Origin of the sequence: Aromatoleum sp., from assembly GCF_035254505.1 — a bacterium.
Classification (GTDB): Bacteria; Pseudomonadota; Gammaproteobacteria; order Burkholderiales; family Rhodocyclaceae; genus Aromatoleum.
The window spans coordinates 71,614-91,769 of record NZ_DATFAO010000043.1; the positions used below are offsets into that span (position 1 = coordinate 71,614).

The window sequence follows — 20,156 nt, forward strand, 5'->3', positions numbered from 1 at the left end:
CGAGGTCAGCGTTCGGCCGTCGGCGCAGGGGCCGGCGCCGGCCGGCGCCCGATTTCGACGGCGAGATCGAGTTCGGCTTCGGCGCGGCGCAGATGGAACTGTGCGTTACGCCCGGGTCGCAGATTAGCCACCATCTCCAGCATCCCGCGCGGGTCCTGGATCGTGCGGCCCTCGACGGCAGTCAGCACGTCGCCTGGCCGAATGCCGGCGCGTTCCGCCGGACTGTCGCGCAGCACGCCGGCGATCAGCGCGCCGCGAGTGCCCGCAATGCCGAAGGATTCTGCGAGCTCGGGCGTGATCTCCTGGATCTCGACGCCGATCCAGCCGCGAGTGACTTGCCCGTTGGCGACCAACTGTTCGAGGACGTTGCGTGCGATCGAAACCGGGATCGCGAAGCCGATTCCGAGCGATCCGCCCGAGCGCGAGTAGATCGCGGTGTTGATCCCGACGAGGTTGCCGTGGTTGTCGACCAGCGCTCCGCCGGAATTGCCGGGATTGATCGCTGCGTCGGTCTGGATGTAATTTTCGAAGGTGTTGATCCCGAGCTGGCTGCGCCCGAGCGCCGAGACGATTCCCATCGTCACGGTCTGCCCGACGCCGAAGGGATTGCCGATCGCGAGCACGACGTCGCCGACTTCCACGGCATCCTGTGCGGCGAAGGTGATCGCCGGGAGCGCGCCGGGCCCTTTGAGCTTGAGTACGGCGAGGTCGGTTTCAGGGTCGCGGCCGACGAGTGTGGCTGGGAATTTGCGGCCGTCGTTGAGTGCGACTTCGATCTCGTCTGCGCCGTCGATCACGTGATTGTTGGTCAGTACGAAGCCTTCACTGCTGGCAATCACGCCGGATCCCAGGCCGGCTGCGCGCTGGGTCGGGCCATTATCCTGGCGGTCGCCGAAGAAATGACGGAAAACCGGATCATCGAGCAGTGGGTGACGGGGGCGAGCGACGTCCTTCGCCGTGTAGATGTGCACCACGGCCGGCATCGAGCGGCGGGCGGCTTCGGCGTAGGAGCCCTGTGCGGCCGCCTCGTGTTCGGACGTGAAGGGCGGTGCCTGCAGGATCTCGACTACGGACGAAGGCGCGTTGCCGCGCAGCCATTCCGGCTTAAGCGTCGTCAGGACGAACAGTACCGCGACGCTGATAGTCACGGCCTGTGCAAAGATGAGCCAGAGGCGGCGCATAATGTAGCTCGATCGGGGCGAGCCGTCGTTGCGGGTTTCGCCGACAGCCTTCGTATTTTGTAGTGGAGTCCGTATGCAACTCGTCGAGCTGGTCGCTCATCTGGATGAACTGCTGGAGGTCGCACGGTATCGGGATTATTCCCCAAACGGTCTGCAAGTGGAAGGACGGCCGGAAGTGCAGCGCGTCCTCTGCGGTATCACGGCCAGTCAGCAACTGCTCGACCTGGCGATTGCAGGTGCGTATGACGCGGTGCTGGTTCACCACGGTTATTTCTGGCGCGGCGAAGACGGGCGTGTGACAGGCATCCGCAAGCGTAGGCTCGCCGCGCTACTGAAGCACGATATCAACCTTATCGCCTATCACTTGCCGCTCGACGCTCATCCGACGCTGGGAAACAATGCACAACTGGGCGTGCTTGCCGGCTGGAGTGGGGAAGGGCGGTTCGGCGAGCAAGATCTCGGGTGGATTGGCCGGCCCTCCAATGTGGAGCCGGCGGGGCTCGTCGCGCGGGCGCTGGCAGCACGCTTGGGGCGCGAGCCGCTTCTGGTCGGCGACGCGGACCGCATGGTACGTCGTGTGGCGTGGTGCACGGGCGGCGCTCAAGGCTACTTCGAACAGGCGATCGCCGCCGGAGCGGATTTGTATGTTTCAGGCGAGATTTCAGAGCAGACCGTGCATCTCGCGCGAGAATCGGGAGTGCCCTTCGTCGCCGCCGGGCACCACGCGACCGAACGCTACGGCATCCGCGCGGTCGCGGCGTATCTCGAGCGCACCTTCGGCTTGGCGGCCGAATTCGTCGACCTCGACAATCCGGTCTGAGCGCGACGGTCGCGCGCCTCTCCTGGGGAGGGTCTGCGCTCAGGCGGCGTCCTGGGCCGAGTGCCCTTCGCCGTCCCACTGGTCGGAGTTTTGGACGTCCGTGCTTTCGGGCCGATAGGGGCCGAGCTGATCTTCCAGCACGGAGGCGAGCATCAGGATCTCGTCGATCACGCTGAGCGGGAAGCCCTCACGTTTGCCGTCCCGGTTGTCGCGCAGCAGCTTCTCGAGGTAGGCCTGGCACTCCTCTGTGCCCCAAATCCGCTGCACCTTGCTCGAGATGTGGGCCATCTGTTCGATCGAGTGTCGCGATTGCTTCGCTTCCTCGAAGGTCTCCCAGGTGACGGCCTTGACGTTGAAGGTCTTGTTGAGCTGTTGGGCGAGGGCGTCGAATTCCTGACGCAGATTGGCGGCGCGATACACCTCGAGGAGCTTCAGCCACGGCGTGACGGCCCGCTTCGGATTTGAGGCGATGAATTCGGCGAGTGTCTCCGCTGCGCCCTGAATGCGCCCGAAGCCCATCATGATCTCGGCCAATTCGATGGCCGATTCGTGCTCCTCGGCCGTGTCGTCGATCGTTTCGATCGGTTGGATTGGGGCGAGCGGTGCGGCAGATTCGGGGACGCTTGCGACGGTTTCCCAGCCGAGCGGAGCGCGCTCCGCGGGGCGTGGCATTTCCTCGTGGAGATCGATATCCGGCGCCGTGAACTCTGGCGGCAGTTCAGGCGCCTCACTGGCGACGGAGGACGGACGTTGCGGCTGTGGAACGATGTAGTGCTCGACCGCGGCTTCGTCCTCCGCGTCGAGGTCGACGCCCTGACTACTGTTGCGACGTCGGAGCCACAGGAGGCCGGCCGCGAGCGCCGTGGACAGCGCGATGAATCCCGCCGTGGGCACGATCCATGACGAGGCTCGGGCGACAGTCTTCTCCGCGGGCGGCGGCGCGGCAGGCTCAGGCGCGGGCGGCTGACTTTCAATCTTCCGCTCCAGCGCGGCCATGTTGGCCTGGATTTCTTCGAGCCTGCGGATGCGGTCGTTGAGCTCGAGTTGGGCGACGATGGTGCGATCGATCTCCATCACCACCGCTTGTTCGCGCCGGAGCTGGTCGCGTTCCTGATCCGTGATCTTGCCTAGTCGGCTCAGGCTGTCGAGTTGCCGGCTGAGACGCAGTTCCCCGCCTCCGGGTTCACCGACGCCGCCGCCGAGGACGAGCCGATCCTGCTCGCGCCCGGGCGGAGGTTTGTCGTGCTCGCCGGCTGGAGGCGCTTCCTGGGCAGGACTTGCGGCTTGCCGAGCGGTCGATCTTCTCGCGGGGCGCCCTTCGGACGCTGCGCCGCCTGAAGGGCGGGCGGCGCGCTTGCGCGCGGGTTCCGCAGCGGGCGGTTCTGAGCGCGACTGTTCAGCGGCCGCCGCGGCAACCGAGGCTTCGTGCGCTGGTTCGGCTGACGGGAAAGAGAGTAGCAGCGTGTAGTCGCGACGCAGGTGTGCGTCGCAAGTGTCTTCGATCGCGAGTCGCAGGACGGGTTCGAAGACGGCGTCCGGATGCGTGATGACCAAGCGCGCCGTCTTGCCGCGGGTGGCGATGTTGAGACGCCCGTTCTTGACCCACGGCAGGCCGTCGCTTCCCTTTTCCGACACGAGGCGGAGGCATTCAACGGCGTTGGACAGGTCGCCTCCCAGCAGTGGCAGCTCGACATGCAGCGGACGGCCGACTTCCGAGATGAAGGCGGGCTCGCCCAATGCGATGGCCTTCGTCTCGGACGAAAGAAGCATTAGCGATGCCGTCAATGCCAGCAATGCGGCGTGGGCGGGATTCAGGCGCAGCTTTGGGTTCATTGTCCGCTCATTGGGCGGTGAGGGGCGATTGAGCCCGCATCTTGTATCAAATAATTGCAGGATTATAACGAATTTGCATGTCGCCAGCGCATGAGGCCGTGAAACCAAAGGATTTTACGCGTGCACATCTGCTTACGGGATACGTTTGGCCGCAGAGTGTGCCTGCTCAGTGGAATTCCGTTTCTGATGCGTGTCAAGGTCGATTCGCGTTACCATTTGGCGAGTTCCATACGCTGGCGTACGTCTATGCCGCTTTCTCCTCCCAAATGCGCGCGCCAGAAGGTGCATGTCCGCCAGATCTCCGTCGAGGGTTATCGCCGCGAGGACGGGATGCTGGAGCTCGATGCCTGTCTGACCGACACGAAGGAAATCGATTACCCGCTCGCGTCCGGCGTGCGCAAGGCGGGCGACCCCGTGCACCAGATGCGCGTGCGCGTCACGCTCGATGCCGATTTCACCATTGTCGACGCCGAGGCCTGTTCGGATTGGGTCCCCTACGTCGGCGGTTGCGACACGATCGGACCCGACTATCAGCGCCTGGTCGGACTGAATCTGGTGCGAGGCTTCCGGCGCATCGTCGGAGAAATGTTCGCCGACGTCCGCGGGTGTTCGCATCTGACCGAGTTGTTGTCGAGCCTGCCCACGGCCGCAATCCAGACTTTCGCGACTTTCCGGCGCGATAACGAAGACTCGGCCGAGAAGCCTTTTCAGCTCGATCGCTGCCACGCGCTCGACTGCAGCGGTGAAACGGTACGCCTCTACTATCCCAAGTGGTATCGCGCCGCGCCGCGGCAGGAGTGAGCGCGATCCGGTGCAAAGGGCATTCGTCGCGCCCGGTCCGGCGATTCTGCTTTGCACAAATCCGGTTATAATCGCGCGATCTTGCGGCTGCTGCGTCCGGTTCGGGGGCGAGTCATGAGGTCGGGCTGGTCGGCACAATGTCGGTCGGCAGCGGTATGCGTCGGTCGAGGGAGACGGCGTATGTCGTGGAGCGAAGCTCCGAAGCGTCCCATCAACCTGTCCGCGGCGGCCAACACGTCGCGACTTCGATCGAAGGGCAACCATGAAGATTCATGAGTATCAGGCAAAAGAACTACTAAGGAAGTATGGCGTCGTGACGCCGCGCGGTTTTCATACCGTGTCGGTGGATGGTGCTGTGAAGGCCGCTGAAGAACTGGGCGGCAAGGTCTGGGTCGTGAAGGCGCAGATCCACGCCGGTGGCCGCGGCAAGGGCGGTGGCGTGAAGCTCGCGCGCTCGCTGGACGAAGTGCGCCAGTACGCCAACGACATCCTCGGCATGCAGCTGATCACCCACCAGACCGGCCCCGAAGGCCAGAAGGTGCGTAACCTGCTGATCGAGGAAGGCGCCGACATCAAGAAGGAATACTACGTTGCTGCGCTGACCGACCGCGCCACGCAGAAGGTCGCGATGATGGCCTCCTCCGAAGGCGGTATGGATATCGAGGAAGTCGCGCACAGCACGCCTGAGAAGATCCTCAAGGAATTCGTGGACCCGTTGGTCGGCCTGACCGACGCGCAGGCGGAGAACCTCGCCCGTGGTATCGGCGTGCCGGAAGCTTCGGTCGCGAAGGCGGTCGATGCGCTGAAGCGCCTGTACACCTGCTACATGGAAACCGATGCCTCGCTCGCGGAAATCAACCCGCTGATCCTCGAAGGCAACGGCAACATCAAGGCGCTCGACGCCAAGTTCAACTTCGACTCGAACGCGCTTTACCGTCACCCCGAAATCGTCGATTTCCGTGACTTCGACGAAGAAGACGCGGACGAAATCGAAGCGTCGAAGTTCGACCTCGCCTACATCTCGCTCGACGGCAACATCGGCTGCCTGGTGAATGGCGCCGGCCTCGCGATGGCCACGATGGACACGATCAAGCTGTTCGGCGCCGAGCCGGCCAACTTCCTCGACGTCGGCGGCGGCGCGACGACCGAGAAGGTCACCGAAGCGTTCAAGATCATGCTCAAGAACCCCAAGGTCAAGGGCATCCTCGTGAACATCTTCGGCGGCATCATGAAGTGCGACACCATCGCCACCGGCGTGGTCGCCGCAGCCAAGGAAGTCAATCTCTCCGTCCCGCTCGTGGTGCGCATGAAGGGCACCAACGAAGACCTCGGCAAGAAGATCCTCGCCGAGTCGGGCCTGCCGATCATCGCCGCCGACACGATGGCGGAAGCTGCGACCAAGATCGTCGCGGCGGTCAAGTAAGGAGAGTTTGAATGTCCATCCTGATCAATAAAGACACCAAGGTCATCACCCAGGGCATCACGGGCAAGACCGGGCAGTTCCACACCGAGAAGTGCCAGGAATACGCGAACGGCAAGAACTGCTTCGTTGCCGGCGTGAATCCGAAGAAGGCGGGCGAGAAGATCTTCGATATCCCCATCTACGCTTCGGTGAAGGAAGCCGCCGCTGAAACCGGCGCGACCGTGTCCGTGATCTATGTGCCGCCGGCAGGTGCCGCCGACGCGATCTGGGAAGCCTGCGAGGCGAACCTGGATCTGGCGATCTGCATCACGGAAGGCATCCCCGTCCGCGACATGCTGGTTGTGCGCAACAAGATGAAGGAAAAGGTTGCTAAGGGCGGCAAGGAAACGCTGCTGCTGGGACCGAACTGCCCGGGCCTGATCACGCCGGACGAAATCAAGATCGGCATCATGCCGGGTCACATCCACCGCAAGGGCCGCATCGGCGTCGTGTCGCGTTCGGGCACGCTGACCTATGAAGCGGTTGCTCAGCTGACCGAAATCGGTCTGGGCCAGTCGTCGGCGGTCGGCATCGGCGGCGACCCGATCAACGGCCTGAAGCACATCGACGTGATGCGCATGTTCAACGACGATCCGGACACCGACGCGGTGATCATGATCGGCGAGATCGGCGGTCCGGACGAGGCGGAAGCCGCGCAGTGGTGCAAGGCCAACATGAAGAAGCCGATCGTCGGCTTCATCGCCGGCGTGACCGCGCCGGCCGGCAAGCGCATGGGCCACGCCGGTGCGCTGATCTCGGGCGGTGCCGACACTGCCGACGCCAAGCTCGCCATCATGGAAGAGTGCGGCTTCACGGTGACGCGCAACCCGTCCGAGATGGCCAAGCTGCTGAAGGCGATGCTGTAAGCGTTGTTTCTTCCGTTGTACAGAAAAGCGCCGGCTGGTCCGGCGCTTTTTTTTCGTGCGAATGTCCGTAAGGGAACGTGGCGGCTTGTCGCGTTTCGGCCAATTGTCAGGGGCTTGTCACAGGCGGCGCCTCCCCTAGGGGGGCGGTGGCGCCGTAAAGGCCGAACAGGACGCAGTTTTACCGTTTTTGCGGCAGCGCAGCAGAGGTGGCATCGTCCTTGCAGTGACGGCTTATTGTCTCTGCGGACGGTCCATCATGGTGACGATCAACGACACGACGCTGCGGGACGGCGAGCAGACCGCCGGGGTCGCGTTTACGGCGGACGAGAAGCTCGCGATCGCGCAGGCGCTGGCGGCGGCGGGCGTGCGCGAGATGGAGATCGGCGTGCCGGCGATGGGCGAGGCCGAGCGCGAGGTGATCCGGGCGATCGTCGCGCTGAGGTTGTCGGCGCGGCTGATGGTGTGGTGCCGGCTGTGCGTGACCGACCTCGAAGCGGCGGCGGCCTGCGGCGCCGACATCATCCATCTCGCGTTGCCGGTGTCGGACCAGCAGATCCTGAGGAAGCTGGGCCGGGACCGCGATTGGGCGCTGAAGCAGTTGCGCGAGACAGTGGCCGTGGCGCGTGAGCGCGGGCTGACGGTGTCGATCGGCGGCGAGGATGCGTCGCGGGCCGATCCGGACTTCCTGTGCCGGGTGCTGGAGACGGCCCAGGCGGCCGGCGCGGTGCGTTTCCGCTACGCGGACACTCTGGGCGTGCTCGATCCCTTCACGACCTTCGAGGCGATCGCACGACTGCGCGCGGCGAGCGACCTCGACATCGAGATGCACGCGCACGACGACCTGGGGCTTGCGACGGCCAATACGCTGGCCGCTGTGCGAGCCGGGGCGACGCACATCAGCACAACCGTCAACGGGCTCGGCGAGCGGGCGGGAAACGCGGCGCTCGAAGAGGCGGTGATGGCGCTGCGTCATCTGCATGGGATCGACATCGGGATCGACTCGCGCCAATTGCCGGTGATCTCGGAGCTGGTGGCGGAGGCTTCGGGACGGCCCGTGGCGGCGAACAAGCCGATTGTCGGTGGTTGGGTGTTTACGCACGAAGCCGGCATCCACGTCGACGGGCTCGTCAAGGATGCGGGCAATTACCAGAGTTTCGATCCGGCCGAGCTCGGGCGCAGCCATCAGCTGGTGCTGGGCAAGCATTCGGGGACGGCCTCAGTCCTCAATGCTTGCCGAGAACTCGGCCTTGCCATCGACGCGGAGCGCGCGCGCCTGATCCTCGAACGCGTGCGCGACTTCGCCATCCGGACCAAACGCAATCCCGAAATGCGCGACCTGATGCGATTCCATCGCGAGTGTCATGCACCCAATTCCCAAGGAGCCATGCAATGAGCGTGCTGATCGACGACCTGAAGGCGCTCGAGAGCGCCGAAGCCTTTCTCGACTATTTCGCTCTGCCGTACGACCCGGCCGTGGTGCGCGTGAGTCGCCTCCACATCCTGAAGCGCTTCTACCAGTACCTCGCGCAGCAGGGCGGGCTCGAGAGCCTGTCGGGGGAGGAGGCGCGCGCGGCGTGCCGCGAGATGCTCGCGCGGGCGTACGAGGATTTCGTCGCGTCCAGCGGTGTCGAGCAGAAGGTGTTCAAGGTGTTCCAGACCGCGCGCGGGGAGCACCGAGTGGCGGTCGGTGGTTTGCGGCGGGCGGTCTCCGGTTGAGTGGGGCCGGTAGCGTCAGCTGCCGGACAGGGTGAGGTCGAAGTGCGCGGCGAGGGTGATCTCGCCCGAGTATTCCTGCCCGACGAGGTCGACGGTCAGCGCTTCGCGTTCCGGAGGCGCATACCCGTTGCCTTCGCGGTTGTTGCCGCGGAAATACATTTGGGTCACCAGTTCCGGTCGGCCCGGCCGGACGATCCGGAAGTGGATGTGCGGGGGGCGTGTGCCGTACTTGCCGGGCAGGATCGTGAGGAAGGCGTAACGGCCTTCCGCATCGGTCAACACCCGACCGTAGCCCTGGAAAGCCGGATCGCGAGTGCGCGGATCGACGCCGGGATGGCGATAGTGGCCGTACGTGTCGGCTTGCCAGATCTCGACCGTTGCGCCGGAAATCGGCCGGCCGGTCGTGTCGCGGACGACGCCCGCAAGGCGCAGGCGCTTTCCTTCGGCCACCGCATTGGGTGTGGCTGCGAGGCGGGTCAGATCGGCGTCGATGTCGCCGCTCCAGTCGGGCGGGTAGAAGGGGCCGAGGTCGTCTTCGGGGGTCGGGCGAAATGCCGCGTGCGCCGCCGATGGTGTGGCGAGGCCGCCGGCCAGGGGCAGCAACGGCAGGCCGGCGAGCCCGCGTGCGAGGCGGCGACGCAAGTAGTTGTACGGCGCGCGCTGATCCATCGTCCTCTCCTCGACGGCTAATGAGGATTCGATGCGCAGCCTGTCGGCAGGTTCCGAAGGCGCGAGAGTGCCTCGGGACGACGGGGTCAGTGGCGCGAGAAGAGATCCTTCAGCCTGCATAGCAGCAGCGACACGTCCCAGCGCGGGTCGGGCAGGGCTTCGCCGGCGAGGACCTTATGCAGTGCTTGTTGCGAGTCGGTTTCGCTGGTGAGGAGGACGTTTACGCCGCGCTTCTGCATTCGCCGCAGGAATCCGTCGCCGGCGCTGCGGGCGATGATGATCTCGACCGTGTCGAGCGGGTGCGGTGCGTCGGATTCCCAATGGTGGAAGACCTGGCGGCGTTCGAGCTCGATCCGTTCAGCAGCAGGCACGGACTCGCCCGGCTGGCAGTCGAAGAGCAGCCAGTGATGCGCCTGACCGGCGTGGCCGGAGACTTGGCTGAAGTTGTCGGTGGCGATCGCGATTTTCATGGGCTGCGTCCTCGGGAGAATGGAAAGGGTGACGCGGGGCTCACACCAGGGCCGCAAGGCCGAAGAGCGGCAGTTCCTCGTTGCCGAAGCATTCGCCGTAAAGGGCGCAGACGCCGCAGGACGGGGCGCGGCAGACGCTGATGCCGGCCTGTTCGCACAGCTGCTTGTAGAAGAACTTCTTCCAGCGCATGCCGCCGACGTTCAGGAGCGCGAGGCGGCTGAAGTGCTCCTGCAGCAGGCCGGAGAGCTCGGCGCGCGAGGGCAGGCCGAGGTCGTGCCAGAGGTGGTCCTCACCCATGCACGCGCGGGCGATGCACTCCGCGAGCGCGACGAGCTCGTTGCTGCGTTCGACCGCGCCGTCGAGCAGCAGGCAACGCAGGTCCTGGTATTCCTCGTGGCGCTCGCCAGGTTCGGCCAGACTGCCGCCGGGCTTCCAGCGCGCGTCGATCATCGCGAGCCAGGCGACAGGCTGCATGTCACATCTCCTTGGGGGCGTAGGAGATGCAGCGTCGCGTACAGTTGTTGTTGCAGGATTCGCAGCCGACGCAGTTCTCCGGGTGCGCGACGTGCATCACCTTCTTCTCGTATTCGTCGTCGTCCTCGTCTTCGATCGCGAACATCTCGCCTTCGTCGTCGACGGCCATCAGCTGCAGCACCTCGCGCGCGCAGGTCTTGAAGCAGCGGCCGCAGCCGATGCATTTTTCCTGGTTGATGGCGGCGATGAAGTTGGGCGTCCAGGCGACGCCGGAGGGCAGGGTGACGGTGAAATAGGTCATGGGGGCTCCGTGAAAGAATCGTCGGCGCTCAGCCGGCGGCGAGCTGTTTGCGCGCTTCGGTGAGCCGGGCGTAGGCTTCGTAGGTTTTCTGCGCCTGCTCGGGGATGCGCTCCCAGCCGATGGGCAGTTCCTCGGAGAGATCGTGGAGATCCATCTTGGCCTGCGTCGCCTGGGCGTTGAGCTTCTTCACGAGCGCCTTGAGTTCGTCGGTCGTCATGGTCGGCCTCAGCCGAAATTCGCCACGTCGGGAAAGCGCGCGACCATCGCGGCCGCGTCCTCGATGATGCGGTCGCCAGCTTCGCCGAGCGCCTGTAGCGAGTCGAAGCCGAAGCGGTGCAGGTCGCGGTGGTATTTCGAATAGACGATGAGCCGGCCCGCGGAGAGGATCGCCCGGCCGAAGCCTTCGTGGTTGATCTTGATCATCGGCGCGGCGATGAAGCTCGTGCGCCGTTCGATGGCGATGCCGACGGCGTTGTAGAAGATGTCCACGCGCCACAGCACGTCCGGGTCGGGATCGTCGATGATCGGGATGAGCTTGCGGGCGGCCTTGTCGACGACGTAGGGCGCGAGCACTTCGGCGTCGGACTTGCCATCCCAGGCGCCGTAGCCGTCCTGTGCGCGCATCATCTTGACGAGCTCGTGCAGGAAGGGCGACGCGACGATGGTCGCGGCGTCGTCGGGGGCCTGGACCTCAGACATGTTCGGCCTCGCTCTCGGTATCGCTCTCCACATCAAAGTCGAAGTTGCGTTCCTTGCCCTTCATCAGGACCTTGCGCAGCCATGGCGGCGGCGTGCCCTTGAGCACTTCCTGCAGGCGCTCGATGATCGTCGCGATGGCTTGCGGCGTCGGCACTTTGACCGGATGCACGCGCAGGTTCACGACCTTCGCCGCGGCCGAGCCGCCGATCGCGGCGACGTAGAGCATCGCGCAGTCGCGCACGGCGTCGAGCTTGGGCACGAGCTTGTCCTCGCTGCCGTCCTCGGCGAGATCGCCGGAGAACTCGACGACTTCGACGAGCCGGCTCGAATCGGGCTGCACTTCATAGATTGCGATCTTCTTCGCCCAGCCGAAGTGGGCGTCGACGTCGATCAGGTTTTCGGTGGCAAAGGCGACTTTCATGCCGAAATCTCCCAGGGAGGAATCAGTGACCAGCGCCAGCCGGCGCATCCACGGGCGGCGCGGAGTGGAGGGCGGAGGGGGTGATGTGTTGTTCATGCGCGTGCAGTTGCTCCATGAAGACATTGCCCACCTCGAAGACGAGATCGCGCGTGCCGCGGTAGCCGACGCTCACCTTATGCGCGACCCCGAGCCGGTCGAAGGTCGGGAGGCCGGCGCGCCAGAAGGGGATGCCGAGCCGAGCCGCGGCCTGGCGGCCGTGCGAGTGGGTGACCAGCAGGTCGCAGCCGCCGGCGTGCTGCTCGAAGTCGCCGAGGTCGCCGATGCGCACCGTCTCCGAGGCGACGCGCGCGAGGACCGGTGCTTCCTGCGGTGCGACGGCGCAGGTCACGGTCGCGCCCATGTCGGCGAAGAAGTGCGACAGCGTGAAGAGCAGATCGGGCTCGGCCGCGATCGCGACCTTCTGCTCGCCGAAGTAGAAGTGGCCGTCGAGCATCGCGTCCTGCAGCTGGCTGCGCTGGCGGCGGTATTTCGCCGGGACTTCGCATTCGGAAAGGTCTGCGAGCAGCGCGATGAAGGCGTCGCAAGCGGCAAGCCCCGTGAGTCGGTCGAAGACGCGCAACGGGACGCCGGTCTTCTTCTCCAAGAGTTCGGCGGCCGGGCGCATCTGTTCGCCGATCGCGATCGTCAGGGCCGACGATCCCATTTCGCGGACGTCTTCGAGCCGTGTGCCGCCGAGGGTGTGCGGCAGGAAGGTTTCGGGGATGTGGCCGTCGAGCGAGCCGGAAAGGTCGGGCAGGATGATCGGGCGCAGGCCGAAGGCTTCGACGGTCTCGCGGATCTCCTCGACGTCGCCGGGCGTGAGATGGCAACCCGCGAGGATGTTCACCTGCCACGGGGTGCGGACCTTCGTTCGCGGCACCAGCGCGTCGATCATCGCCGTGACGGCCCTGGCCCAGCCGTCGGAAAAGCCGCCGACGAAATCCGGTGTCGGCGCGAATACGACCTCCGTGCCTTCGAGCTCGGGATGCTTGTCGCGAATCAGTTTCAGGAAGCCCGCGACATCGTCGCCCTTGGCCTCGGTGATGCCGGTCGAGCACACGCCGATCAGCGCCGGGTCCGCGCGCTTCTTGATGTTCAGCAGCGCCTGCTCGACGTTCTCGAGGCCGCCGAGGATCGTCGTCACTTCGCTCATCGCGGTGGTCTGCAGCGGAATCGTCTCGCGGAAATGGCGCACGAAGAGCACCAGGCCGAACGCGGTGCAGCCTTGCGAGCCGTGCAGTAGCGGCAGTGCGCGTTCCATGCCGAGGAAGGCGAGCGCCGCGCCGATCGGGGCGCTCATCTTCAGCGGGTTGACGGTGCAGGCTTTCTTGCCGGCGATGACTTCAGCCATGATGCGCGCTCCCTCTCAGTTCGATTTCCTCGATGTCCCACGGCGCGGGCTCGCGGACCTGCGCCCAGATCGGGTTGTAGAGCGCCTTGTCGATCTCGGCGACGAGATTGACGATGCCCTCGTAACCGGCGAGCGCGTGGTGGCGTTCCTGGTTGATCTCGACCCACGGCGTCTTCGCCTTCAGCGCGACGAACTGCGAGCGGCCGCCGGAGAGCATCACGTCGGCCTTCGATTCCTTCAGCATCCGGTACATCTCGCGCGGCGGCAGCTCGTCGAACATGTGGGCGTCGGTCCCCATGATCTCGGTGACCTTGGCGCGATCGTTCTGCGTGGATTTGCGCATCGAGGTGCCGACGATCTCCATGCCGACTTCCTGCAGCGCGGACACGACGCTCCACGACTTCACTCCGCCGGTGAAAAGCAGCACGCGCTTGCCTTTGAGGCGCGTCTTGTAGCGTTCGAGCTTCGCCCAGGCCCGGGCTTCTTCGCGCGCGATCAGCGCCTCCGTGCGCGCGGGAAGGTCGGCCGGCGCGCCGCGCTCGACGAGGAGCTTCGAGATCTTGCGCAGGCAGTCCGACATGTCGGCGATGCCGTAGAAGCTGCCTTCGAAATAGGGGATGTCGTAGCGCTCGTGCATCTTGCGCGCGATGTTGATGAGCGCCTGCGAGCACAGCATGATCGCGGCCTTCGCGCGGTGCGAGCTCGCGATGTCCCTGTAGCGCGCATCGCCGCAGAAGGTCGCGAGCACGCGGATGCCCAGTTCGTCGAAGAGCGGCTTCACCTGCCAGAATTCGCCGACGACGTTGTATTCGCCGATCAGGTTGATGTCGCAGTCGGTCGTGTAGTCCGGTTCGATCGTGCCCACGACGTGGTCGAGCAGGGCCTCGCCGCCGAGCTTGTTGCCGAGGTTCTTGCTGCCGGCGAAGCCGGGGGCGTTGACGGGGATCACCGGCTTGCCGAATCTTTCACTTGCGGCCTTGCACACCCCTTCGACGTCGTCGCCGATCATCGCCGGCAGGCAGGTCTGGTAGACGAAGATCGCAGGCGGATCGACCTTCTCGATGATCTCCTTGATCGCCCGGTAGAGGCGCTTCTCGCCGCCGTAGATGACGTCGAATTCGGCCATGTCCGTCGTGAAGCCGGTGCGGTAGGTCTGCGGGCCGGATGAATAGACGTGGCGCGAGTCCCAGGAGTTGCCTTCGCACGCGATCGGGCCGTGCACGAGGTGGGCGACGTCGACGACCGGTTGCAGCGCGATCTTTGCGCCGTCGAAGGCACAGCCGCCCGCGGCGGCGCCCGGCGTGAGCGGCTTCTTGCAGCCTTCCTTGCGCGCTTTGTCGCTTTTCGCGTGGTTCGTAGCGCAACCCGGTTCGACCAGCAGGCTGTCGATTCTCTGTTTCAGTGCGCTCATCGTGGCTTCCTCTCTGCGCCCGCTCGTACAAATGTCGGGGGATGGTCAGACCGTTGCAGGAACGGTGCCAGCCTTCAACAAGGCGAAAAATCAATGGGTTGCGGTCAATGTCAGACTGCGCCTTTGCCTTGTGTCGAAGACCCGACACGCCCTTTGTGCGACAAGTGACATGGTGCCGACCGCTCGCGAGCCGGACGAACACTGCCGGCTGTCCTCGTTCTTGTTATGCTTCCTCTTTTTTGCCGGCGGCATCGTCGCCGGCGGCGCCCGGACGGAACGAATCATGAAGAAAGTGCTGCTCTCCCTGCTCTTGAGCCTCGCGGCGATCACGTCGACGCAGGCGCTCGCGACGCCCGGCGAAGTGCCGGAGGGGGCGATGCTGCGTGATGTGCCGATGCAGGGGCTGACGGGCGAGTCGCAGCTGCTGTCGACCTTCCGCGGCAAGCCGCTGATCATCAACATGTGGGCGAGCTATTGCGGGCCCTGCGCGCAGGAGATGGGTTCGCTGGAGCGGCTCGCAAAGCGCTCGGGCAAGCAGTTCAATGTGATCGGCGTGTCGATCGACGACTACCCGGAGCGTGCGCAAGCCTTCCTGGCGAAGGTGAAGACGAGCTTCCCGCACTTCATCGACCAGAAGCTGACGATGGAGAACATGCTGGGTGCGGACCGCATCCCGCTGACGGTGCTCGTGGACCCGCAAGGGCGGGTGCTGCACAAGGTGTTCGGCAGCAAGGAGTGGGACAGCCCCGAGACCATGCAGGCGATCAGCAAGGCCTTCGGGATCAAGATGTAAGTGACGGGAATGTGACAGTACGGTTTCGGGTGTAACAAAACTGAAATCTATTGGCTGGTAGAATCGCCGGCTAATTCATTGGCCGGACGCCTACATCATGTTCTCCCGCTTTATGCCCAAGGAAGGGCAGTTCTTCAAGCTGTTCAACGCGCACGCGGACGAGATCGTGACCGGCGCGAAAGCGCTGGTTGTGCTGATGCAGGCAGTCGGCCACAACGATGCGCAGGTCGCCAAATCGACGGCCGACATCGACGAGTCCGAGACCCGCGCCGACAGCATCAATCACGAGGTGATGGCGCTGATGCACGCGACCTTCATCACCCCGCTCGACCGCGACGAGATCCACCAGCTGATCTCGCACATGGACGACGTGCTCGACACGATCCAGGACGTGGCCGAGACGATGTCGCTGTACGACATCGTCGACGTGACGCCCGAAGCCCGCAAGCTCGCCGAGCTGTCGCTCGTGTGTGCCGAGCGGGTGCGCTCCGCGGTCGCGCTGCTGTCGAACATGGATAACGGCCAGACGATCCTGAAGACCTGCCGCGAAATCGACGAGCTCGAATCGGACGCCGACCGCATCCTGCGCTCGGCGCTGTCGCGCCTCTTCCGCGAGGAGCAGGACGTTCGCCAGGTGCTCAAGTTCAAGGGTATCTACGAGCTGCTCGAATCGATCACCGACCGTTGCGAGGACGTCGCCAAGATCCTCGAAGCCGTCGTACTCGAAAACTCCTGACCTGTACCCCTTCCGGAAAACAACATGACAGGCATGGAGATCAGCCTCGCCACGGTGGTGTGCCTCGTGGCGCTGGCGCTGGTGTTCGATTTCATGAACGGCTTCCACGACGCGGCGAACTCGATCGCCACCGTCGTGTCGACGGGCGTTCTCAAGCCGCATCAGGCCGTCGCCTGGGCGGCGTTCTTCAACGTGGTGGCGATTTCGATCTTCCAGCTGAAGGTCGCCGCGACCATCGGCAAGGGCACGATCGACCCGTCGGTCGTCGACCACTACGTGGTGTTCGGCGCGCTGCTCGGCGCGATCGCGTGGAACATCATCACCTGGTACTACGGCATCCCGTCGAGTTCCTCGCACGCGCTGATCGGCGGCCTCGTCGGGGCCGCGGTCGCGAAGGCGGGGTTCGGGTCGCTGATCAGCGAAGGCCTGATCAAGACCATCGCGTTCATCATCGTGTCGCCGCTGCTGGGCTTCATCCTCGGCTCGATCATGATGGTTGCCGTCAGTTGGATCTGCTTTCGCACTTCGCAGCGCAAGGTCGACAAGTGGTTCCGTCGCCTGCAGCTGCTGTCGGCGTCACTGTATAGCCTCGGCCACGGCGGCAACGACGCGCAGAAGACGATCGGCATCATCTGGATGCTGTTGATCGCAGCCGGCATGACACGGAGCACGGATCCGGTTCCGATATGGGTGATCGTCGCCTGCTACTTCGCGATCGGCATGGGCACACTCTTCGGCGGCTGGCGGATCGTCAAGACGATGGGCCAGCACATCACCAAGCTGAAGCCGGTGGGCGGCTTCTGCGCGGAAACGGGCGGCGCGATGACGCTGTTCCTCGCGACGGCGCTGGGTATTCCGGTGTCGACGACGCATACCATTACCGGCGCGATCGTCGGCGTCGGTTCGGCTCGTCGGGTTTCGGCAGTGCGCTGGGGCGTCGCCAGCAACATCGTCTGGGCGTGGATCCTGACCATTCCGTGCAGCGCGCTGTTCGCGGCCGCCGGCTGGTACGTCGGTCGGGTGATTCTCTGATGCCTCGCTGAGGCGTCGCCCCCTTCCCTCTGGCGGTATCGCAATCAAGTCTCCTTGGGTGGCCAGGCCCCCAAGGAGACTTTTCATTTCATGAGCTGCTCGCCGCGGACACGGCGGCCGCGTGCATTTGCCTGAATGCGGCTTCCATCTCGCGCGCGAGCCCCGCGCCGTCTGCGAGCGCGGAGGCCGTCAGGCGGCGCCGAAGGTCGGCCCGGATAGTGCCCAGGTATGCACGGTCCTTGTCGAGCGCGACGGCGCGTTCGACGAAATCGGAGGGCGTGCGGGTCACGAAATCGTCCAGTCCGACAGCGTGCAGGACGGCCGCTCCCATTCGTGCGGCGCGACGGTCCCCGGCGAGCGTCAATACGGGGACGCCCATCCACAGACTATCCAGTGTCGTCATGTGACCGTTCCACGGGAAGGTATCGAGGCAAACGTCGATGTGGTTGAAAAGCTTCAGGTGGGCGGAGAGGGACGAAAAACCCGTCAGCACGAGGCGTTCGGGCGGGACGCCCCGGTCCTCGAACTGGCCCTGAATGCGTTCACGTACCCCTTCGTCGCCGAGCGCGCGCGCCTGCATCAGCAGGCCTGCGTCGGGAATCGCACGCAGAACCTCCGCCCACAGGTCGAGCACGGGGCCGCTGATCTTCGACAGGTTGTTGAACGACCCGAAGATGAGGTGGCCGGCCTCAAGCGCCGGGAGCGGGCCGACCTCGGGGAAATCGGCGTCAGGATTGAAGGCGAAGCTCGGACGCGGCAAGCGCCACACCCGTTCCGTGTAGTAGGCGGCGTCGGCCTCGGTCGGATCGAGGTCGGCATCGCTGATCGCGTAGTCCATCGCCGGCACGCCGGTCGTGGTGCAGTAGCCGAGGTAGCTCGCCTGAACCGGGGCCACGCGCCGCGCGAACACGGCAAGGCGGTGTTGTGCCGTATGTCCGGCGAGATCCACGGCGATGTCGAGCGCATCGCTGCGAAGGACGGCCGTGAGAGCGTCGTCGTCGAGGGCGGCCACATTGTGCCAGTGCTCGCAATGTCCGCGCAGTCGTGCCGTGACGTCGTCCTCCGCGAGGGCGTCGGAATAGACGTGCACGTCGAAATGTTCGCGGTCATGCGACGCGAGCAAGGCTTCCATCAGGTAGCCGACGGGATGGCGCACGAGGTCGGGCGAGACGTAGCCGATGCGCAGGCGTTTGCCATGTTCGCGCGCCGGCCGCGGTAGCGGTTCGGGCAGACGCGCGCCCCAGGCGAGATGTTCGATGCGGACTTCATCGACCGTGGCGGTCGGATGGTAATTCATGCACATCAGCAGGCTCGTCGCTGCCGGAGCGTGGCCGGCCTGAATCTCGAGGGCCCGGCGATAGTGTTCGATGGCTTGCTCGATGCGCCCGCTGTCGCGGCATGCGTTGGCGAGCATCACGTGCGCCTCGAGCATGTCGGGAGCGGCAGCGAGCGCGCGCTCGGCGGTGGCAATGCTTTCGGTGAGGGCGCCGCGTTTGGACAGCAGGCTACGCAGGTTCACCAGCGCTTCGGTCATTCGCGGCTGAAGTTGCAGCGCCCGCATGTAGGCGCGCTCGGCCAGTTCGTTCTGGGCGCTCAGCAGGTACAGGTTGCCGAGGTTGTTCTGGATGTAGGGGGAGGTCGGCGCGAGGCGGGCTGCTTCCTCAAGGTGCGCGCGCGCCTCGACGAGACGCCCCTGCTCGGCGAGCAAGGAACCAAGCAAATACCGCGCGTCGAGGTGACGCGGCTCCTTTGCGAGGACCTTTTCGTAGCATAGACGCGCCTGTTCGCGGTTTCCGCTCTTCTGGGCCTGTTCGGCCTGTTGCATCAGTTTGTCGGATTTCTTGGACATGCTTGGCGGGCGGAAAGGCCTGGGCGGCACTGTTTCTTCATGAACGACGCATTTTAGCCGCAAGCCGTGGGGCCCGGTGGTCGGACAGGGGCGGAAAGAAAACGGCCCGCCTTGCGGGCGGGCCGAACAGCGGGACGGTTTCCTCAGCGCACGAGGTCGAAGCTGGCCGAGTCGGTGGTCTTCGCGTCCAGGGTGTCGAACATCTTGTCGAGGATCTTCACGAGGACGTTCAGGCCGCCCTGGTAGCCCCAGATCGGGAAGCGGTGATGATGGTGACGGTCGAAGATCGGGAAGCCGATGCGGATCAGCGGCGTGCCGATGTCGCGCTCGAGGTACTTGCCGTGCGAGCTGCCGATCAGGAAGTCGACCGGCTCGGTGGCGAGCAGCGAGCGCATGTGCCACAGGTCCTTGCCGCCCCACGCCTTGCAGCCCTGGCCGAAGGGGCTGGCGGCGAGCAGCGCGTTGATCTTCTCGTTCCAGTCCTTGGTCGCGTTGGTGCAGACGACATGCACCGGCTCGGCGCCGAGTTCGAGCAGGAAGGCGGTGAGTCCGAGCGTCATGTCGGGGTCGCCGAAGGGCGCGAACTTCTTGCCGTGCAGGTAAGCCTGCGAGTCGGCGATGGCATCGACCAGCCGGCCGCGTTCGAGTTCGAGCGAGGCCGGGATGGCCTGGCCGGTGAGTTCCGATACCGCCATCAGGAAGGCGTCGGTGCCGGTCACGCCGATCGGGCAGTTCAGCGACACCGTCTTCTGGCCGGCCTTCCCGGCGTAGTCGGCGGACTTTGCGGCCGAGATGCCCTGCATGAAGATTGTGCCCTTGGCGTGGAGCGCCGCATCCATCTGCTCGATTGTCGTGCCGCCGGCGTACATGCGGAATTCGCCGTCGGCCGGGGTATCGAACACTTCGCTCGGATCGGAGAGGTAGGTGTAGTCGACATCCATTTCACCGAGCATGCGCTTGATGACGCGGTAGTTGCCGAGGTAGGTTTCGAAACCCGGCACGATGTTGATCTTGCCGTTCGAACCGACCTTCTTGCCTTCCATCGCGTTCAGCGTGAAGGAGCGGACGATGCCTTCGAGCATGTTGTCCCAGCCGGTCGTGTGCGAACCGACGAAGGACGGCGTGTGCGCGAAGGGGACCGGGTAATCCTGCGGGATGTGCCCTTCCTTCTTGGTGTTGTTGATGAACGCGTTCAAGTCGTCACCGATGACTTCCGCCATGCAGGTGGTGG

Annotated in this window: 22 protein-coding genes; 9 read left to right on the forward strand and 13 right to left on the reverse strand. The window is 64.9% G+C overall.

Features of this window, described 5'->3' with window-relative positions; translation table 11 throughout:
* Positions 1-5: 5 nt before the first annotated feature.
* Positions 6-1,181 (reverse strand): Do family serine endopeptidase, encoded by a 1,176-nt coding sequence (locus VJ673_RS06790; protein WP_324125293.1) that lies wholly within the window; start codon positions 1,179-1,181, stop codon positions 6-8.
* 73 nt (positions 1,182-1,254) lie between these two features.
* Here VJ673_RS06790 and VJ673_RS06795 point away from each other — a divergent pair, with 73 nt between their 5' ends.
* Positions 1,255-2,001: a Nif3-like dinuclear metal center hexameric protein gene (locus tag VJ673_RS06795; protein ID WP_324125294.1), complete on the forward strand. Its 747-nt coding sequence runs from the start codon at positions 1,255-1,257 to the stop codon at positions 1,999-2,001.
* A gap of 39 nt (positions 2,002-2,040) precedes the next feature.
* Here the strand turns inward: VJ673_RS06795 and VJ673_RS06800 are convergent, their stop codons facing one another.
* Positions 2,041-3,834, reverse strand: a complete 1,794-nt coding sequence (locus VJ673_RS06800; RefSeq protein ID WP_324125295.1) for a type IV pilus assembly protein FimV — start codon at positions 3,832-3,834, stop codon at positions 2,041-2,043.
* A gap of 246 nt (positions 3,835-4,080) precedes the next feature.
* Here VJ673_RS06800 and VJ673_RS06805 point away from each other — a divergent pair, with 246 nt between their 5' ends.
* From VJ673_RS06805 to nifW, 5 genes are all read left to right on the forward strand, one after another.
* A complete protein-coding gene (locus tag VJ673_RS06805; protein ID WP_324125296.1) occupies positions 4,081-4,635 on the forward strand; it encodes a DUF2889 domain-containing protein in 555 nt (184 codons plus the stop codon).
* Between the two features lie 262 nt (positions 4,636-4,897).
* Entirely contained in the window at positions 4,898-6,058 is a 1,161-nt protein-coding gene (gene sucC, locus VJ673_RS06810) for an ADP-forming succinate--CoA ligase subunit beta (protein ID WP_324125297.1), read from the forward strand.
* Between the two features lie 11 nt (positions 6,059-6,069).
* Entirely contained in the window at positions 6,070-6,963 is an 894-nt protein-coding gene (gene sucD, locus VJ673_RS06815; RefSeq protein WP_169258500.1) for a succinate--CoA ligase subunit alpha, read from the forward strand.
* A gap of 256 nt (positions 6,964-7,219) precedes the next feature.
* Entirely contained in the window at positions 7,220-8,356 is a 1,137-nt protein-coding gene (gene nifV, locus VJ673_RS06820; RefSeq protein ID WP_324125298.1) for a homocitrate synthase, read from the forward strand.
* Positions 8,353-8,679 carry a nitrogenase stabilizing/protective protein NifW gene (gene nifW / locus VJ673_RS06825; protein WP_324125299.1) on the forward strand — a complete coding sequence of 109 codons (327 nt, stop codon included), beginning with the start codon at positions 8,353-8,355 and terminating at the stop codon, positions 8,677-8,679. The genes nifV and nifW overlap by 4 nt, the downstream gene beginning before the upstream one ends.
* Positions 8,680-8,694: 15 nt before the next feature.
* Here the strand turns inward: nifW and VJ673_RS06830 are convergent, their stop codons facing one another.
* The 9 genes from VJ673_RS06830 to nifE form a co-directional block, all read right to left on the reverse strand.
* Positions 8,695-9,348: a dioxygenase family protein gene (locus VJ673_RS06830; RefSeq protein WP_324125300.1), complete on the reverse strand. Its 654-nt coding sequence runs from the start codon at positions 9,346-9,348 to the stop codon at positions 8,695-8,697.
* 86 nt (positions 9,349-9,434) lie between these two features.
* Complete coding sequence (locus tag VJ673_RS06835) at positions 9,435-9,818, reverse strand: NifB/NifX family molybdenum-iron cluster-binding protein (protein ID WP_324125301.1); 384 nt, start codon at positions 9,816-9,818, stop codon at positions 9,435-9,437.
* A 40-nt stretch (positions 9,819-9,858) separates the two neighbouring features.
* Positions 9,859-10,293 carry a nitrogen fixation protein NifQ gene (locus VJ673_RS06840; protein ID WP_324125302.1) on the reverse strand — a complete coding sequence of 145 codons (435 nt, stop codon included), beginning with the start codon at positions 10,291-10,293 and terminating at the stop codon, positions 9,859-9,861.
* A 1-nt stretch (position 10,294) separates the two neighbouring features.
* Positions 10,295-10,594 (reverse strand): ferredoxin III, nif-specific, encoded by a 300-nt coding sequence (fdxB, locus tag VJ673_RS06845; protein WP_324125303.1) that lies wholly within the window; start codon positions 10,592-10,594, stop codon positions 10,295-10,297.
* Positions 10,595-10,622: 28 nt separating this feature from the next.
* Positions 10,623-10,811 carry a CCE_0567 family metalloprotein gene (locus VJ673_RS06850; protein ID WP_324125304.1) on the reverse strand — a complete coding sequence of 63 codons (189 nt, stop codon included), beginning with the start codon at positions 10,809-10,811 and terminating at the stop codon, positions 10,623-10,625.
* 8 nt (positions 10,812-10,819) lie between these two features.
* Positions 10,820-11,293: a NifX-associated nitrogen fixation protein gene (locus VJ673_RS06855; RefSeq protein ID WP_324125305.1), complete on the reverse strand. Its 474-nt coding sequence runs from the start codon at positions 11,291-11,293 to the stop codon at positions 10,820-10,822.
* Positions 11,286-11,714, reverse strand: coding sequence for a nitrogen fixation protein NifX (gene nifX / locus VJ673_RS06860; RefSeq protein WP_324125306.1), 429 nt, complete (start codon positions 11,712-11,714; stop codon positions 11,286-11,288). Before nifX ends, VJ673_RS06855 begins: the two co-directional genes overlap by 8 nt.
* A 22-nt stretch (positions 11,715-11,736) precedes the next feature.
* Positions 11,737-13,104, reverse strand: a complete 1,368-nt coding sequence (gene nifN, locus VJ673_RS06865; protein WP_324125307.1) for a nitrogenase iron-molybdenum cofactor biosynthesis protein NifN — start codon at positions 13,102-13,104, stop codon at positions 11,737-11,739.
* Positions 13,097-14,515, reverse strand: a complete 1,419-nt coding sequence (gene nifE / locus VJ673_RS06870; RefSeq protein WP_324125308.1) for a nitrogenase iron-molybdenum cofactor biosynthesis protein NifE — start codon at positions 14,513-14,515, stop codon at positions 13,097-13,099. The genes nifN and nifE overlap by 8 nt, the downstream gene beginning before the upstream one ends.
* Positions 14,516-14,798: 283 nt before the next feature.
* On the opposite strand from nifE, the gene VJ673_RS06875 reads away from it, so the two are divergent.
* From VJ673_RS06875 to VJ673_RS06885, 3 genes are all read left to right on the forward strand, one after another.
* Positions 14,799-15,308 (forward strand): TlpA family protein disulfide reductase, encoded by a 510-nt coding sequence (locus VJ673_RS06875; RefSeq protein WP_324125309.1) that lies wholly within the window; start codon positions 14,799-14,801, stop codon positions 15,306-15,308.
* A 97-nt stretch (positions 15,309-15,405) separates the two neighbouring features.
* Positions 15,406-16,044: a DUF47 domain-containing protein gene (locus VJ673_RS06880; protein ID WP_324125310.1), complete on the forward strand. Its 639-nt coding sequence runs from the start codon at positions 15,406-15,408 to the stop codon at positions 16,042-16,044.
* A 24-nt stretch (positions 16,045-16,068) separates the two neighbouring features.
* Entirely contained in the window at positions 16,069-17,076 is a 1,008-nt protein-coding gene (locus tag VJ673_RS06885) for an inorganic phosphate transporter (RefSeq protein ID WP_324125311.1), read from the forward strand.
* Positions 17,077-17,164: 88 nt separating this feature from the next.
* Here the strand turns inward: VJ673_RS06885 and VJ673_RS06890 are convergent, their stop codons facing one another.
* Together VJ673_RS06890 and nifK are read right to left on the reverse strand one after the other, a co-directional pair.
* Positions 17,165-18,925: an O-linked N-acetylglucosamine transferase, SPINDLY family protein gene (locus VJ673_RS06890; protein WP_324125312.1), complete on the reverse strand. Its 1,761-nt coding sequence runs from the start codon at positions 18,923-18,925 to the stop codon at positions 17,165-17,167.
* Between the two features lie 143 nt (positions 18,926-19,068).
* Positions 19,069-20,156 (reverse strand): nitrogenase molybdenum-iron protein subunit beta (gene nifK, locus VJ673_RS06895; protein ID WP_324125313.1); only part of this gene is annotated, 1,088 nt, incomplete at its 5' end.

Bases quoted from the DNA above. Each gene is read 5' to 3' on its own strand.
- VJ673_RS06790 (WP_324125293.1), bottom strand. From the start codon at position 1,181: ATGCGCCGCCTCTGGCTCATCTTTGCACAGGCCGTGACTATCAGCGTC.
- VJ673_RS06795 (WP_324125294.1), top strand. From the start codon at position 1,255: ATGCAACTCGTCGAGCTGGTCGCTCATCTGGATGAACTGCTGGAGGTC.
- VJ673_RS06800 (WP_324125295.1), bottom strand. From the start codon at position 3,834: ATGAACCCAAAGCTGCGCCTGAATCCCGCCCACGCCGCATTGCTGGCA.
- VJ673_RS06805 (WP_324125296.1), top strand. From the start codon at position 4,081: ATGCCGCTTTCTCCTCCCAAATGCGCGCGCCAGAAGGTGCATGTCCGC.
- sucC (WP_324125297.1), top strand. From the start codon at position 4,898: ATGAAGATTCATGAGTATCAGGCAAAAGAACTACTAAGGAAGTATGGC.
- sucD (WP_169258500.1), top strand. From the start codon at position 6,070: ATGTCCATCCTGATCAATAAAGACACCAAGGTCATCACCCAGGGCATC.
- nifV (WP_324125298.1), top strand. From the start codon at position 7,220: ATGGTGACGATCAACGACACGACGCTGCGGGACGGCGAGCAGACCGCC.
- nifW (WP_324125299.1), top strand. From the start codon at position 8,353: ATGAGCGTGCTGATCGACGACCTGAAGGCGCTCGAGAGCGCCGAAGCC.
- VJ673_RS06830 (WP_324125300.1), bottom strand. From the start codon at position 9,348: ATGGATCAGCGCGCGCCGTACAACTACTTGCGTCGCCGCCTCGCACGC.
- VJ673_RS06835 (WP_324125301.1), bottom strand. From the start codon at position 9,818: ATGAAAATCGCGATCGCCACCGACAACTTCAGCCAAGTCTCCGGCCAC.
- VJ673_RS06840 (WP_324125302.1), bottom strand. From the start codon at position 10,293: ATGCAGCCTGTCGCCTGGCTCGCGATGATCGACGCGCGCTGGAAGCCC.
- fdxB (WP_324125303.1), bottom strand. From the start codon at position 10,594: ATGACCTATTTCACCGTCACCCTGCCCTCCGGCGTCGCCTGGACGCCC.
- VJ673_RS06850 (WP_324125304.1), bottom strand. From the start codon at position 10,811: ATGACGACCGACGAACTCAAGGCGCTCGTGAAGAAGCTCAACGCCCAG.
- VJ673_RS06855 (WP_324125305.1), bottom strand. From the start codon at position 11,293: ATGTCTGAGGTCCAGGCCCCCGACGACGCCGCGACCATCGTCGCGTCG.
- nifX (WP_324125306.1), bottom strand. From the start codon at position 11,714: ATGAAAGTCGCCTTTGCCACCGAAAACCTGATCGACGTCGACGCCCAC.
- nifN (WP_324125307.1), bottom strand. From the start codon at position 13,104: ATGGCTGAAGTCATCGCCGGCAAGAAAGCCTGCACCGTCAACCCGCTG.
- nifE (WP_324125308.1), bottom strand. From the start codon at position 14,515: ATGAGCGCACTGAAACAGAGAATCGACAGCCTGCTGGTCGAACCGGGT.
- VJ673_RS06875 (WP_324125309.1), top strand. From the start codon at position 14,799: ATGAAGAAAGTGCTGCTCTCCCTGCTCTTGAGCCTCGCGGCGATCACG.
- VJ673_RS06880 (WP_324125310.1), top strand. From the start codon at position 15,406: ATGTTCTCCCGCTTTATGCCCAAGGAAGGGCAGTTCTTCAAGCTGTTC.
- VJ673_RS06885 (WP_324125311.1), top strand. From the start codon at position 16,069: ATGACAGGCATGGAGATCAGCCTCGCCACGGTGGTGTGCCTCGTGGCG.
- VJ673_RS06890 (WP_324125312.1), bottom strand. From the start codon at position 18,925: ATGTCCAAGAAATCCGACAAACTGATGCAACAGGCCGAACAGGCCCAG.